The organism is Capnocytophaga sp. oral taxon 326 str. F0382 (genome assembly GCF_000318295.1).
GTDB lineage: Bacteria > Bacteroidota > Bacteroidia > Flavobacteriales > Flavobacteriaceae > Capnocytophaga > Capnocytophaga periodontitidis.
In genome coordinates this window covers 1-16039 of the sequence record NZ_KB291464.1, presented here as the reverse complement: position 1 = coordinate 16039, position 16039 = coordinate 1, and the positions used below count along the sequence as shown (strand labels likewise).

Annotated in this window: 8 protein-coding genes and 1 pseudogene; 3 read left to right on the top strand and 6 right to left on the bottom strand. The window is 33.3% G+C overall.

Annotation, left to right across the window (positions count from 1 at the left end; all coding sequences use genetic code 11):
• Nucleotides 1-2: 2 nt before the first annotated feature.
• The 3 genes from HMPREF9073_RS13395 to porV all read left to right on the top strand — a co-directional run bounded on the left by HMPREF9073_RS13395 (nucleotide 3) and on the right by porV (nucleotide 3350).
• Nucleotides 3-692, top strand: a complete 690-nt coding sequence (locus HMPREF9073_RS13395; RefSeq protein WP_009751018.1) for a hypothetical protein — start codon at nucleotides 3-5, stop codon at nucleotides 690-692.
• On the top strand, nucleotides 685-2019 hold the full coding sequence (locus HMPREF9073_RS13390) for a DnaB-like helicase C-terminal domain-containing protein (RefSeq protein WP_009751017.1): 1335 nt from the start codon (nucleotides 685-687) through the stop codon (nucleotides 2017-2019). The genes HMPREF9073_RS13395 and HMPREF9073_RS13390 overlap by 8 nt, the downstream gene beginning before the upstream one ends.
• A gap of 248 nt (nucleotides 2020-2267) precedes the next feature.
• Entirely contained in the window at nucleotides 2268-3350 is a 1083-nt protein-coding gene (porV, locus tag HMPREF9073_RS13385) for a type IX secretion system outer membrane channel protein PorV (RefSeq protein ID WP_009751016.1), read from the top strand.
• 74 nt (nucleotides 3351-3424) lie between these two features.
• Here the strand turns inward: porV and HMPREF9073_RS13380 are convergent, their stop codons facing one another.
• From HMPREF9073_RS13380 to HMPREF9073_RS16075, 6 genes and pseudogenes are all read right to left on the bottom strand, one after another.
• Nucleotides 3425-8044, bottom strand: coding sequence for a hypothetical protein (locus tag HMPREF9073_RS13380; RefSeq protein WP_009751015.1), 4620 nt, complete (start codon nucleotides 8042-8044; stop codon nucleotides 3425-3427).
• A gap of 29 nt (nucleotides 8045-8073) precedes the next feature.
• On the bottom strand, nucleotides 8074-9732 hold the full coding sequence (locus HMPREF9073_RS13375) for a hypothetical protein (protein ID WP_009751014.1): 1659 nt from the start codon (nucleotides 9730-9732) through the stop codon (nucleotides 8074-8076).
• 7 nt (nucleotides 9733-9739) lie between these two features.
• Entirely contained in the window at nucleotides 9740-11092 is a 1353-nt protein-coding gene (locus HMPREF9073_RS13370; RefSeq protein ID WP_009414323.1) for a PKD domain-containing protein, read from the bottom strand.
• A 53-nt stretch (nucleotides 11093-11145) separates the two neighbouring features.
• Entirely contained in the window at nucleotides 11146-12150 is a 1005-nt protein-coding gene (locus HMPREF9073_RS13365) for a hypothetical protein (protein ID WP_009414322.1), read from the bottom strand.
• A 30-nt stretch (nucleotides 12151-12180) separates the two neighbouring features.
• Nucleotides 12181-13221 carry a hypothetical protein gene (locus HMPREF9073_RS13360; protein ID WP_009414321.1) on the bottom strand — a complete coding sequence of 347 codons (1041 nt, stop codon included), beginning with the start codon at nucleotides 13219-13221 and terminating at the stop codon, nucleotides 12181-12183.
• 1 nt (nucleotide 13222) lies between these two features.
• Nucleotides 13223-16039, bottom strand: a pseudogene (locus HMPREF9073_RS16075) (hypothetical protein); the annotation flags it as partial.

The window sequence follows — 16039 nt, the reverse complement described above, 5'->3', positions numbered from 1 at the left end:
CAATGGAATATCTTGAACTAATAAAGAAATATTGGAGAATGAATGAGGAATTTCCTCAAAGCTATTCTATTACTTGTATGTATCTTTTTCTATTAGAAACTTGGGACAAAAACAATAAAGAAGATTTCGAAATATCGGATTATGATATTTCAAAAAAACTGATAATCACAAGAGTTTCCGTTAGAAAAAATAGAAAAAAACTTAGAGATTTAGGCCTTATCAACTATCAAATTAGTAAAGGGTTTCCTACGATATACAAAATCATATCTGACTATATTATTCGTAAAGGAAAAGAAGTTGTTTCTATCGCAGAAAAAGAAAAAACAGTAGATAAGAAATCTATAGCCCCTGCTATTCCTGTTATACCTTTGGTTCAAGAACCTATACCAGTAGCCTCCCCTTCTTTGAAATCTAAGGAAAAACAAACTCCTATGATGCCTTTTAACATTCCTTCTTTTGAAGAATTTATGAACTTTGCTAGAACTTTAGATATTTATGAAGAGGGGTTAGATGTACACTTAAAAATAAAATATGAAACTTGGAAAGATGATGGCTGGGTAAGTGGTTATAACAAACCTATTGTAAATTGGAAGCAAACTCTTAAAAACACTATGCCTTATCTGAGGTCAAACAATAAAAACATCTTTAATGTTCCAAAAATAAACAGACCTAAATCTACTTACAATGAATGAAAACATCGATATAGATATAGAAAAATACGTACTTGGCAATCTTGTGAGTGAGTCCCAACTCATTGCACAATACTATAATATGCTGAGTGTTTATCTTTTTTCTGTACCACAACATCAAGCTATTTACGAAACTATTGTGCGAGTTTGGAAACAATACGGCACTGTAGATTTAATACTATTAGGAAAAGAATTTGAGAAGAAGAAACTAAATTCATACACTGTTTACTGTATTGATTTGGCTAATTTTGCGATTTTATCTGCTAATATAGAGTACCATATAATGCTTTTGGTACAAGAATCTGTAAAACAGGATTTTATCAATAAATTCTCCCTACTTCTCAGTATGGCTCAAAAGAAAGAGAATGATATATTCGACATACGCGATAAGGCTTTTCAATACTTTAATAACCTTTTTATTGATAAGTTTATTGAAAATAACCGTCAAACGCGTGAGTTTCCTGAATTAGTAGAGGCTGTGCAAAAGAATTTCGAGAGTATTCATCAAGGGAAGCTCACAGGATTACAAAGTTCTCTAACTATTATCAATAAAGTATTTGGAGGTTGGCAGAAATCTAATCTTACCATTGTTGCAGGTCGCCCTGGTATGGGGAAAACTACTTTTTTAGTACAACAAATTGTAGATATGGTAGCTCAAGGATATTCGGTAGGGGTATTTTCGTTGGAAATGTCGGCAGAGCAAATTGCCTCTAAAATTATTACTAATTATACTGATATTCCTAATTCTTCCATTCTTCGCAAAGGACTTAAAGACGAGGAAGTGTATCGCTATATCTCTCTGAAAGACAATCTTACCCAAATGAAAATACATATAGATGACACTTCGTCTATTTCAATTGAAAATCTTAAAATGAAAGCAAAGTCAATGGCTCTTCGCTATCATATCAACATATTGTTTGTTGACTATCTACAGCTTATTACCTATCCCAAAGCTGGTAATAGAGAGCAGGAAATTTCCTTTATTTCTCGCAGTTTGAAAGGACTTGCAAAAGAGCTCAATATCCCTGTGATTGCTCTTTCTCAGCTGTCACGAAATGTAGAGCAGCGCACAGACAAGCGTCCTTTTCTTTCTGACCTAAGAGACTCTGGCGCTATTGAACAAGATGCCGATGAAGTGGTATTCCTCTATCGCCCTGAATATTACGGTATTGACCATTGGGATAAGGAATACAATAATGAAAGTACTAAAAATGAGGTAGAAATTATCATTTCCAAGAACCGACACGGGGGCATTCTTTCTGAGCGTTGTGTTGTGAGTATGGCTACTTCAAAGTTTAGAGATTTGAAAAAGGAAATTAACCTAATGTAGAGCAATTCTAAAACGGTACAGCTCTCTTGTTGATAAAAATAGGAAGCCTTATGCAAGTGTAACAGATATAGTGAACTACCTTACTGAAACTTCTGGAAAATCTTTTTGAGAATGATGAGGTTTACAACCGTTCTTGTATGTCTTTTTATAATGGGCTGTGTGAGTAGGCGGTTTAGTAAAAAAAATCACAAAGAGTGGAGGTATTTAAAATAATATTGTATCTTTGAAAAATATTTTGAATATTCACTATGAAATTTTATCTCCTAATTATACTATTAAGTTGTTCTTATGTTTTCTCACAAGAGAAAGAACAGCCCATTACTACGGCATTTCCTTTTTTACTTATAAGTCCTGATGCTATAGCCTCAGGCAGAGGAGATATAGGGGGCGCTTCCTCTCCTGATGTTTTTTCGCAATATTGGAATTCATCAAAGTATGTTTTCTCTCTGCAAAAATCAGGGATAGGAATAAGTTATACACCTTACTTAAATAAGTTATCTCGTGATATTTTTCTAGCTAATTTGAGTTATTATAGAAAGGGAAGTAGAAGTGCTTGGGGAGGTAGTCTTCGTTATTTTAGTATAGGAGAAGTCCAACAAACTCAACTTTTTGGAAGTGATATATATAGATTAGGAAACTTTTTACCATCTGAGTGGCTATTAGATCTTTCATATAATCTGAAATTAAGTGAATATTATTCAATGGGAATTACGGCTCGTTATCTGCATTCCAATTTACGATCACCCGCAGAAGAAAAAGCTACTGCCCAAGGGATAGCATTTGATATTTCAGGTTACTATACTTCTGAAAAACATCTTGTAGGTAATCATTTTGGAAGCTATTCATTAGGTTTCCAAATTTCCAATATAGGAAGCAAAATCAAATACGAGGACTTAGGTCAATCGTTTTTCCTGCCCACTAATCTTAAACTCAGTGGGAGTTACACCCTATCAGTAGATAGCGAAAATGATATTTCTCTACTTGTAGAGCTCAACAAATTATTAGTCCCTTCTGATACACAGAAACATAAAAAGACTGATTTTTTAGAAGGCATTTTTACTTCGTTTACAGATGCTCCCAATGGTTTTTCAGAAGAGATGCGAGAAATTTCTTGGGGTTTGGGGTTTGAATATACCTATTTACAACATTGGTGTTTGCGTACAGGCTATTTCTACCAGCATAAAAACAAAGGGGATAAAAAATATCTTACTATAGGCACAGGATTTAATATACAACATTGGCAACTTGATTTTTCTTACCTTTTTTCTACTGCTCAAACGGTTAATCCTTTAAGTAATTCTCTTAGAATTTCATTACAATACACTTTTTAACCACATTCTCTTTTGATAATATAACGAAAACTCCTGTAAGTAACAGGAGTTTTTGTAAAAATAAAGGAGTAATACTAATCATCAATAGGATTTTTAAACATCTGTAATGCTTCTGATGATTTTTTATCCCCTGGTAAAGTATATATGAGTTTGATGTAATAATCGCCTTTTCTCATAGGTATAAAAGAAGTATTTTTTAGAAATTGATGTGCTGGACTTGAGAAAGATATTATGCCTTTACTTAAATCATTGGTAATCTGCCTAAAGACATCTACAAAATCCATCTTATAAGCTAATGCTAAATCATATTGATAAGGAAAATAATTTTCTACTTCTTGTGAGAAAATTTCGTTTTGTACATTAGTTAAATACTTATTATCAATAGAAATTGCTTTTGAGGGTATTTGTCCCCACTCTTTTGTATCTCTTCTTAACTGATATTTTCCAGCAATTGGCAATTGGCTATAGAAAGTAGGATTTATGTATTGTTTAAAATAAGCATCCTGCAAAGTAGCTTCTACTGCAATTAGAGGTTTTTTCTTAGAATACTCATTACCTACAAGGTCTACTACTTCAAAAGGTTCTGATTTTTGAAGAGTATTAGCAAGAGAAATTGCATTAGAGTGACGTATTACAAAATTGTAATGAGAAACTTTGATAGCTTTTATTTTCTCATTAAATGTTTTATACTTACTGGTACTAAAATCATACGTTAATCGTTCTATCTCACCTTCTTTACTTAATGATTGTGCTTGTTTTTGCAAGACCTCATAATCATTACCCTCTTCTTGAGTTCTCTTTACATTTTCAGTAACTTTTCTCTTTTCATTTTTTGTATTAGTTTTTACAGGCTTACTGAAAAAGCTAACTTTATAAACTGACTTTGTCTGTAATTTAGGCATAGCAAAAGTAATCTCATTAGCATCTTTGTTATAGATAAATGCTACCTCTTGTACTTTATGGGTTTGATTATCTATAATTTTTACTCCATTCTCCCATTGATTACCTTCAAATAGATAGTCTTGTCCTTGTATGAGTTTTACATACCCTTGTTCAAACTCGTCTTTTAAGAAAAATTTTTGTGATACTACGGGATAAGCGTATTCTATATTTTGTAATGGGATATAATTAGGAGCTGTGCCTGTTGTAAATGTACGTTCTTCAAACTCTTTAGCTACTTGTCCGTTTTGGGTAATAGGTCTAAATATACCTCCCTCCTGCTTTTGGAAACTAACCTCTACTTGTACTTTAAATTTCTTTTGAGGAGCTAAAATATCTTCAGGGATGAAGTTAGCTCTATCTTTCAACTGAGACCATTCTAATCTACCTTTAACTTGTTGATTTTTATCATCAAGGACATTAAATTTTTCAAGAACTACTCTATAAGTACTTTTTCCATTATCTTCAGGAATTTCAAAAGGTTCGTTTACTTTCATTGAGAAAGTGGCTTGAGGTACAGCAAATACATCTACATCATTGCTATTGTTTTTAGGAGATACATCAGCAATGAGTTTCATTCCTTCAAAAGCACCTCCTGCTGCTCCAAAGTCACATTGTTCACCAATAGTAACTTTGAAATTGAACTTTCCTTTGATAAGTCCGCCTAAGACATTCATTTCACCTCTTACATAACCTCGTAACCATACAGGATTAGGTAATTTAGCTTGCATTAATACAGCTACTCTTGATGATATAATAGGAATTCTCATATTTATAAAAAGCAACTTTACACGTACTCCTAATTCACCTTGTAAGAAAGCATAAGATTGTCCGTTAGCATACCAACCGTCTATACCTACTTGTTTGCCTGTATTTCTACACGATGCTTCTCCGTAATTCTTAAGCATTATATCAAATCCAACACCTGCTTTGAAATTAGCATAGAAAATTAGGAATGATAAATCACCAGTATCTATACTTAAATCAGAGCCAAAGGCAAAACCTCCTGCATTGGCTAAAGCATTTTCATCACGCATATAATTGAGTTCCTGAGCTTGTACTCCTAAAAAGCTCGCTACATTGGGAGGAGGCGGTGGAGAAGCAGGTAATTTTGTACCAGCCATAAGATAAGAAGTTGTTTTAAGAGAAACACCTGCTACTCCCATTTTTATACCAACTCTGTCATCAGGTGTACCAATGTGTAGATACCAATCGTTAGGGTCTTTATGAAAAACAGCCCAACCTGCTCTACCTCCTTCACCTACCCCTGAGATGAACCCTGCATTGATATAGACATCAAGAGTACCGTGTGTAGTTTGATTGACTATATCAAACTGAATAGCTGTCTTGAATTGGATAGTAGCCTTATTATCAGGAGTAGTAGGTATTGCTTTTTCAGCAAGAGGTAAGAAACGTTTTTCAAAACCTGTACGTTTATCGTTATTACTTTCTAAACCTAAGAAAGAGGCTTTATTTTCTAAACTTCCTGATACTTTTGAAACTAAATTCTGTATATTTTCTATTCCAGGTATATCAGCTAAGACATTTCCTTTTCCATAGATGGCTGCAAAATCTAATCCTCCATTTTTGTTGAATAACATTTCAAAAGCAGCTTCTCCATTGAAAGCCTTGTCTGAACCTATAGCAAAACTCACTAATGCTTTTAGTCCCAACCCTCCTTCACGGTAAGGTTTATAAGTAAGTCCTGAAGGAGAAAATTCAGCAGGGTCAACGAGTGCATTTCGTTTCATATTATAATAAGCCCCTCCACCAAAACCATTAATGAAATAACCCGTTGATATCTTGGCACTGGCATCAAAATACCAATATCTAAATTCTTTTTTTCCAAAAATAGCTTTAGCTTTTACCTTGCAAGCCCCTTTGATTTCTACTTTTAAATCGGCATTAAATCCGTTGCCATATATAGGGTGATTTTCGAGTAAATCAAGTCGACCATCCATAGAAAATCCACAGAAAGAACCTTTTATAGCTATAGCAGAAAGGTCTAAGCCTTTGAATTTATAGTTGTAAGTGTGATTTTCTGAAGTTAGCTCACCTAAAATACCAATATTAGCTCGTGCAGAAAGTTCACTTTTATCCATTAGGTTCAGTGCTACATCAAAATACACATCTGCTCTGTTATCTAAAGTTCTCACTTCTACGCTTTTAATACTTACAGGAAAGTTGCTAAAAGAAACCTCATTTTTATATCTCATATTTCCCACAGAAATCATAGGAGAAACTGTTTGTAATTTCAAATTTTCAAAAGTAATTCCTTTAAAATCTACGGTTTTGCTTTCCTCCTGATTTTCCTGTGTTTCTTTTTCTGCAGTTTTGTTGGCGGCAAAGTTTATATTACCGTGTAAAACAGCTTTAGGAAGAAAACGATTGTTCTCTACTTTTAGTTCTATGGAACTATTTTTATAAAGAGAGGCTTTTGCTTGCCAAAGGTCAAATTGTATTTCATCAGTGGTCGTTACATTCAAGCTGTATCTTTCTTCTGAAATCAGTCCGTCGTATTGCAAGCCCAACTGTTCTATATTTTTGTTCTTGGAGGCATTGGTAATAGGAAGTAGTATTTTTCCATTAAAATTTGCTTTTACAAATTCGCCTGTTTCTATTTGTACTTCAATATGCTCTAATGAGTATGCCCAAGCATTGTTCTTATCAGTAATTCCTTCTTTCAAAGGAAATATATTTTCTGCAGAAAAGACCCCCGAAACGCCAAACTTATCTATAAGAAGTCCTTTGGCAGAAAACTCTATACGTTTACCATTTTCAGCGGTTGATTTTGTTTTAAACTCAGAGGGGAGACCTATTGAAAAGTTCTCGACATACACTCCTTTCCAACTCTCTTGCGCAGGAAAGAGTAGCCCTTTGGTATTGTACATATTTGGGAAAACAACAGAAGGGTCATTCTTTATATCACTTACATCGAGTATAGCTTTTGAGACTAAAAACTGAAAATTGCCATCGTAGTCTCTTCCATTTTGTTTTTTAGCTAATACAAAAGGCGAAAGAGATACATTCATTATCAAATCATTCCAAGCGGAAGCTGTGATGCTAAAATCACCTCTTACTCTGTTGGGAGCTTCAACAACACGTCCATTAGACAAAGTTACTGCTACGGTTTGTTTGGCTTCATTCACCATTCCATTTTCTATAGGAAGAATAAGTTCTCTTGAGAACTCAACAGCTCCTGAGAGGCGAAATTCTTTAAAACCATCACAATCAATTACTGCATAAGTCAAATCTTCAGTTTGACCTGTTTGTTTGTTAAACCCGCCATAGAGGGTAAGTTGCCAAGCATCTTTATGGATAGGAATGGCTATATCTCCCAGCAAAGCCAATTTGGCATCTCCTATGATACCCCCACTATGAGAGAGTTTGATGTTGTTTGCTCCAAAAAATAAAGAAATAGGGCGACCATCATCCCCTTTTTGAGGAATATCTACTTTGGCAAACACTTGTAACTCGGTATAATCAGAGTGCAGTGTAGCCTTTATAATACCTATTGAATAAGTAGCGTTATCCGCAGCATTCTCACCTCTCTTACGCGTTTTTATACCGATGGGCAAAGAGGTAATATTCTGTAAAGACAAATTATCTACCCACAATTCCTTCCTTTCTATTTTCTGCATTTGTTGTGCAGCATATTCAGGAGTAAGTTCATTGTTATCAGTATTTTGCCCTAAGAGAGAAGAACTCCAGAGGCTAAAAAAAACAAAAGGTATGGATAAAAATATATTTCGCATTGTATGTTATTTTTTAAGGTGAAACTATTTTAAAAGCTATAGCTATAATTTATATTAAGCGTTATATCCTCAGCAGATTTTTGCTGTGAGTGCCTAAACATCTGCATTCCATAGAATGAAAAATTGTGTTTTTCAAGTAGTACATACGACACATTGCACTTGATACCTAAAACACTATTTCCAAAAGTGTCATTTGTTCGATTATAAAGCGTTCCTAAACTTGTATTGAGCTTATTTTCAAAGAATTTTTTGGCGATTGTAACACTCCCACCGTAAAAATCGGTTATCTCTCTCCCTACTTTGTTTTGAGTGTAGTTGGCAGAAGTATTTACATTCATTTGCAGAGATGAAAAGCTAATGGTATGAGCAGCATTGTAATTCTGCACTAAGCTAGCTTGCCCTCTACCTATAATACCTCCTTGTTCATTGGCTTGTCCTGCAATAGAATAGTTGAAATTTACATTCTGACTTTTATCTTTTCCAAAAACATAATTCATATTCACATTTCCGTTTTGAGAAAGCTGGCGATAAGTAAGTGTATCAGCAGGATTCATATTGGGGGTGTTGATATAGTCGAACTCGTTTAAACGGCGGTTAGTAGTGGATGTAAAATTAGAGTATGAACCTGATACATTTAGTTTTTCTGAAATCTTTGCATTCAGATTTGCACTTCCTACCAGTCTCACAGAGGTTTGATTTTTCTGTTCTTTTAAATTGTCGCGTTGGTATCCCAATTGAGTAGCTATACTTATACGATCTTTAAAAAACGGACGGGCAAATGTAAGAGAAATATTCTCTAAATCATTATTGAAATACATAGCTCCAAAAGTACGATAAGTAGGATCGATATTTTCGTATACAATTCCTACATTTGCTTTTCCTATCAGATAGTTTAAACGAGCATCAAAAGCCCTACTTTTGGAGGTGGAAAGCAAATAGTCTAATGAATTATCCTCAGTTTTATGAGGGGTCTTTTCCTGAATGATAGAAAGCGCATATTGTACTTCTAAGCTCAAGTTTTTCACAAAAGTTGTGGCAAATTTTAATGCATTAGCATAATTAGACTTGGGAGAAATATCAGTAGGACGTTCCAATGAATTTTTAACGTCCCAAGCGTATAAGCTACTAAATTCTATCTTATATTTTTCTTTGTCAAAATTAAGCTTCATAGCTGAACCATATCTCTCAAAAACAGCTGCTTGACCTATATTTTTATCTTCTTCTACTGCTTTGAGCAAGCGCCCTCCCATTGTGCTAAATTTCAATGCTCCTTTAGGTGTTAATTCTAGCCCTACCCCACGAAAAGGGTGTCCGTTGAGCGTATAAGGAGAGTAAGAGAGCGTATGGTCGCCTAAGTACAATTTTATCCATTTGTACTTAGGAGCAATACTAAATCTATTAAAGTCAAAAGGGACTTTATAGTTCAGAGCATTTCCTTGATTGGTAATAGAGTAGCTCACAGGCATTGAAAATGTAAGAAAGCTAAAATTCAAACTTCCTGTAAGCATATAAGTAAAGGTACTTTTTTCAGCAGAAGAATTAAAAAACATAGCATCAGCATTGACGCCTCCACTTACTCTAAACTTTGTATCTTTAGTCATTGCTTCTATGTCTAAATCTTGAGCATTGGTACCAAAAGATATACACAAAAGTCCTCCCAAAAGCATATACTTTAATAATAGTTTCATTATCTATTTATTTTTGAACTTTTATATCACACAAAATATAGGAATTTTCTGCACCCTTACTTACAAATTGTTTTATTTTGATAGCTCCCTTTCTACCATCGTGGGTTTGAAATAACACTATTCGAGGTAATGTATTTGTAAATGCTTGTGCTCCTGCTGCCGAATGTGTAATAGAAAGTGCACGTAAAGGGCTATCATTTGTCATTGCATTGAATTCTTCTTCAGTGAAATTGATCCCGCAATTGCATATTTCTTGTGAGTTTACAAAAACTGTTGCTTTAGCTCCTGTAATAGGAAAGAAAGCATATTTTTGTGCCTCAGTTGGAGATACAAATTTATTGCTTGCAAAAGTAGGACTACCTCCTTGAAAAACTATATCTATCAAAGGGGCATTTTCAGCGGTAATATCTTTAGAGAAAAAAGATTTCTTCAGTTTTGTGGAATAGAAAGCTGCTACTTTTTCGCTGTTATGAGCATAATTAATTCCTAATTTTACATTTTCTAATACATAAATACCAGTATCAGGATATACTGTAATTTGTTTCTGTAAAGTTTGAGTTGTTTTACCATTAGAGGCTACAAGTATTATAGTATATGTGCCAGCAGCAGTATAGGTGACTTTAGGATTCGCTTCAGTAGAAGTGTTAGGAACACCCCCTTGGAACGTCCATTGATATGAAATAGCATTTTCAGTTTTATTTTGCAAGGTGATATTTACAGGCACTTGTAAATCCTCATCCTCAATAGGTGTCTGCCAAGAAAAAGCAGGTTTAATACCAGGTTTTACCTCTACAAAATCTGAAAAGGTTTGACGATCATACCCATTAGAAACTTCTAAAGTTATTTCGTGTTTGCCTTCTGTAGAAAAGACCACTGTAGGAGGTGTTTTACCTTCAAAGGTTTCAGGAGTACCTCCTTTAAAAAGCCATTTATAAGTGAGGTTCTCTCCCTGAGTAGTATTAGTAAACTTTACCGTTACAGGAGGGTAGCTATTCATTACAATCTCTTTTGTAAAGCTTGCTTTTTTGATAGCATCTTTTATTGTGATAGTTTGCTCTTGAGTATCTGATTCTTTATACTCGTTAGTAACTGTTAGCTTTACTTTGTATGAGCCGTGTTGTGTATAGAGCACTTCAGGAGATTTTTCAGTAGAGGTATTAGGAGTACCACTTTCGAACTCCCACAAGTAATGTTCTCCCCCTGAAGAGGTGTTGTTCATCTTTACATAAACGGGTACTGATTCATCACCATTTTTAAAACTCATTTGAAAAGAAGCTTTCACTGGAATTTCTGTCTCTTGATAACAAGAAACTACTGCAAAAGCTATTAAGCAAATGATAAAATATCGATATAAACTCATCGTTATTATTGATTTTTAATTAGTTAAAATCTAAATATATACTATTAGACCCATTAGTTTTCAAAAATATATAGAGTTCCTCGAGAGCTTAAGGCTCCTAATAGGTTTTCATTACCTCGAAGCTCCATAATTCTCGGTTCTGCATCTTCTTCTTTTTGAAAGTCATACTCCCAAGTGAGTTTTTTGGTAACTCTATCCAACGCTCCTATTTTACTATCAAAATGACTTGCAAAATAGATTTTGCTATCTGTTAGCACAAAATTAGCTATATCACTACGTATCTTTTTGACTGAAAGCTCATTGGTTAAATCATAGAGTTGAATCGCTCCATTAGTAGGATTTATTTCCCAATAGAATTCCCACATAAAACCGATAAGTTTATGAGTCGTTTCATCTATTTGAGTTGCTTCGGGTAGAGGAATAGCCGAGGGTAACCAACTACAATGGAAATTAGCTATTGTATGTATTTGATGTACTAAAGCCCCTGTTTCAATATCTAACGCTATGATAGTATGATGATTGAGAGCTATCCAAAGTTTTCCTTCTAACACGCCTATCAACTTTTTCACTTCCCAATCTGCCTCTTTGTTGTAATTGTCGTTATGAGGATTATTAGGAATTGAATGTAAAGGGAATTGCCAAGATAGACAATTGTCTAATGTCATCTTAATCATATCAGGAGATGAGCTATCCATATAAAAAAAGTAATCATCATATTTCATTAAGTCCAACAGACTACCCTCACAAAATAGAATTTCATTATTTATCTTTGTTTGGTTACTATTCTCATCATAAATGATATAATTATTTTGGTTTTCATAATACTCTACATATAAGTTTGTATCGTATTCTAATTCTCCTTTGTAGTTATAAACCTTACTACCAAAATCACCAAAAACAACAATACTATTTTCTTCATATTTGCTTCCCCAACAAGAATTTACTAAATGTGCAATTATTTTCTCTTTTTTATCTTGAATGCTAAACAACGTACCATTCTTGGTGTAAAAAAAATCTTTTTGAGTAATATAAAAACTTCCAACATCTGTTATTTTCATGGTGTTAAAAATATAAAATAAACCTATAAATTAAACTCTTCTCTCAAAAATACGTAAAGTATCATTACTATCTAAAATATAGATATTATTCCCAGAGATTTGCATATCTATGATGTAAGAAATTTCATTTCCTTTCTGAAGCAATTCTGATGACCATATCACTTCCTTTTTCTCTCTGTCAAGAACTGCAAAACGATTGCTATCTCTTCCTTCAAAGGCATAAATGTATTTATCATCGTACCCTCCCACATTATTCAAACACAAAACACTATCATTTTTCTCATTTTTAAACCTATAGCTATTAAAATAGTTTTTATTAGAATTTAAATCATATTCCAAATAGAAATATAAATTTAAGTTAAAAATAATACCTTTGGAAATATCCAAAACAGTATCATATCCGAAAAAACCTTTAAAATCCTCTTGGAAAGCATTACCTTTTAAAATTTTTCCATTTGATATAAAATGAGCTTCTTCTCCTGAATAAATATCTAAAACTAACAACCCATTATTGAGAACAAAGCAGATATTGTTTTTATATATCCCTAAAAATTTAATTATTTCAAGTCCTACACTCATAGAGCCTTTTTTATCTAAAGAATACTGCCAAAGGATATCATTTTCCATATTCTTTAAAATAACATTTCTTTTTAAGAATATTTGCAGTATAAAATCCTTTTCCCTAAAGAAATTACCCTCTATAAAATAATCATATTTTTTAATCTCCTTAAAAGGAATTAACTGATAAAGATACAAATCACTTAACCATTTACCTTCTTCATTTTTAAAGAAATTCTTAGAAGTTAGAAAGTTATTATTGAATAAAGTATCTTTATGAAAAAACACATCTATCTCAAAAGAGGTGTTATTGATGTAATTGAAAAATACTGTACCTCCTTCTTTTGTATGATAGCATAGATATGTATCGTAAAAGAAGTAACTTTCATTATCTTCATCTAAAAGATAACCATTGATATACAAGTGATTATTTTCATCATTGAAAGCAATGTGATTGTCTAAGACTTGAAAATTACTTATATTGCTAAATGATTGAGTATTTATAAGGTTCATACTATTCTACTTTTATAATTTTATACAATTGACTTTCCTGTTTAGATATTAATTGATGAAAATCTTCTTTCATAAGCTCTTTTAGTTTATTTTGAGAAATATTTTTTGGATAGTTAGATGTATTGAACAAATTATCTCTCAAGTTTTTGTTTTTCCAAATAGTTTTGAAAATTTCATCTTCATTATTAGTAAAGAATTTTTTAATCCCTCCTTTTATTTTACTTGCTGATATTTTTGAAATATCAAAAACATATCTTAGCTCACCTAAAGTGTTTACAGATTGTAGGTAAGATTGAAATTGGTTAAGAGATATTTTGGATGCATCTATATAACTCTTGTATTCCAAATATTTTAAATCTCCTACGTTTTTTTGAAAGAGTTCTATATCAAAACGACAATTAGAACAATCAATTTCTTTTGATTCAAAACGTGCGTCAAACCTTTTAACACTTTGTGGAGTTATTTCAGAGGTTTTACGCATTTTACCTAGCATAAAGGCAGCTCCTTCAACGGCGTAGTTAGGACTGTTGTCTTTGTTGAGCTTTTTGAGTTCTCTTATCACATCATCAAAACCATCTACTTCTTTGTACTTTGATACAAAATCTAACACATCATCTAAATACTCGTCCATATTCTTTAAAAATGAAGTAGTTGCTTTCCCACAAGTAGAACAACCAGCTCGTACATTAGCTCTTATAATAGCTTCCAATCCTTCTTCGCCACCAATAGCCTCTAATGCTTTTTTATTACTTAAAAATTCAGCTACTTTGTTTATAACTTTTGAGTCATTAGCAAATTTAGAAGCTTCACTACGAGCTTTTTTAACTAGACTTTCTGCTTTTTCTAAAAGCTCTTTAGTGACTTTTTCAGCGGTATCTTCAGCGGTGTGCGCTAATCTTGCATTTGTATCGCCACCTATAGGCGCTGTTCTACCATTGAATAGTTCTTCGGCTACATCTTCAGATACGTCCTCAAGTCTTTCGGTATTGTTTACTAATACACGTACTCTGTACAAGCCGCTTTCTAATCGTTCGGCTACTTTGCCTGTTGCATTTCTAAAGACTATCAGTAGTTTGCCTGAAGCATTCTTTATATAACGAATGCTTATGCCCATATAACGGAAGGGGTCGGCTATGCGGTCGCAGAATTGTAGGGCTTTTAGGGAGGTACTTCCTATTTTGGCTAAAACACTTTCACTTGCAGCGACATCGCCAAAACACAATACTATAATAGGACCTGCTATTGAACCTATAAACTCATTTTTTTTGCAAGGATTGTCTTTGCTAAATTGGTCGCTAATACCTTCTTTAAACAAGAACCACAATTTGCCAAATCCTAAACCTTTGCCATATATTACATTTCCATTATCGTCGGTAACTTCTATATTTTCAAGTTGTTGAACAAATTTGCTATTGTTCGCACGTCCTTTTGAAGAACCGAAAGAGTACAATAGTTTGCCTAAATCGGGTACTGTTTTTACGACATCTATCAAGCCGTTGTACATTCCACAGAAAAGGGCAAAATTTGCTTGACTTGCTTCTTTTTGTGCTTTGGATAAATTAGATTCTTCACCTGCGATTTGTTCGGTAATGAGATTGACATAGCCTGAAAGATTCAGATAACTAAAGACTTCAGCGTAAATAGGATTATAATTACTTGCTTTACAGTCCCATACAGATTCAGGTATTTTTAATTTTCCTATACCTGACCCCAACATATCAAATAGATCGTAAAACACTGTAAAATGAAAGTCTGTTATGTCTTTCCCTATATAGAATAGTTTTCCAAAGAATGAAGCTTGTTCATATTGGAATTTTTCATCCCATTGTTTGAGCGTTTTTCGCAAGTCTTGATCGAAATTATCGCCTACAACAACTTCTTTTACACTTATTTTATCATTAGAACCATCGTATTCTATCCAAAAAACAATTTCATCAGGATTTATAGCTACTTTTTCGTTACCTACATATAGTTGATCTTTTCCATTTTCGTTATGTACAGAAATTTTAGCGGTATTTTCTAAAATATTCTTGTGGGAAAGCAAAATTCTTGTATTTAGGTGGTGGTTTTCACCTGTAATAGTGTTTGTAGTGTTTCTAGCGACAATAGAATATAGCTTTTCGGCTAGGTTTTTGCTAAGTTTTTCATCTGCTATTAAGCTATAAATAGTTCCGCCATTTCCGTTGCCATTTCCTATATTAAGCCCCTTGTTTAAGGAACAATCTCTTTTAGAAAGTGTTTTACAGATATATGTATCGCCTTCTCTCACTAATATTTCTTCACCTTCAAGACAGTCTTTTCCTCTATTTGTGAAATCAGCAATGATGTATTTTCGATCAATATTTGAATATACTTTTGAACGATTAACGGTTGTTACACCATCTATGCAATCTGTACATAGTAAAAACGCAATTCCTCCTCTTGCTTTTATTTCGTTATTTTTTGTTTCAACATATTGAGTGGGGTAATATTTATTGTCTTTTTCATCAGTAACATATTGTAGAACACCACTTTTTGATATTGATAATTCTTTTATTTTTTCAGTCTCATTATCATTAAAACTAACTATTTTATTAGCTACAAAAAAACTTTTACAACTTTTTGTTATATCAAATTTAATAGAGCTACCATCTGTACTTCCTGCAATTATTACTACGCCTCCCTTCAGTTCACCCTCGCTTTGCCCTTGGAAAATACCTATTTTAAACGCAGGGTCGTTGATTTGCTTCCAATCAGCAAAGAGTAAATTCTCATCGGAGGTGTAGTCCATTAGGGAGGGGACATTGCCTTGTTGTTTTTTCTTGAATGGGTGTGCTAG

What these genes read in the sequence shown, in the direction of transcription:
- HMPREF9073_RS13395 (WP_009751018.1), top strand. Translation starts at nt 3, where the DNA reads ATGGAATATCTTGAACTAATAAAGAAATATTGGAGAATGAATGAGGAA.
- HMPREF9073_RS13390 (WP_009751017.1), top strand. Translation starts at nt 685, where the DNA reads ATGAATGAAAACATCGATATAGATATAGAAAAATACGTACTTGGCAAT.
- porV (WP_009751016.1), top strand. Translation starts at nt 2,268, where the DNA reads ATGAAATTTTATCTCCTAATTATACTATTAAGTTGTTCTTATGTTTTC.
- HMPREF9073_RS13380 (WP_009751015.1), bottom strand. Translation starts at nt 8,044, where the DNA reads ATGCGAAATATATTTTTATCCATACCTTTTGTTTTTTTTAGCCTCTGG.
- HMPREF9073_RS13375 (WP_009751014.1), bottom strand. Translation starts at nt 9,732, where the DNA reads ATGAAACTATTATTAAAGTATATGCTTTTGGGAGGACTTTTGTGTATA.
- HMPREF9073_RS13370 (WP_009414323.1), bottom strand. Translation starts at nt 11,092, where the DNA reads ATGAGTTTATATCGATATTTTATCATTTGCTTAATAGCTTTTGCAGTA.
- HMPREF9073_RS13365 (WP_009414322.1), bottom strand. Translation starts at nt 12,150, where the DNA reads ATGAAAATAACAGATGTTGGAAGTTTTTATATTACTCAAAAAGATTTT.
- HMPREF9073_RS13360 (WP_009414321.1), bottom strand. Translation starts at nt 13,221, where the DNA reads ATGAACCTTATAAATACTCAATCATTTAGCAATATAAGTAATTTTCAA.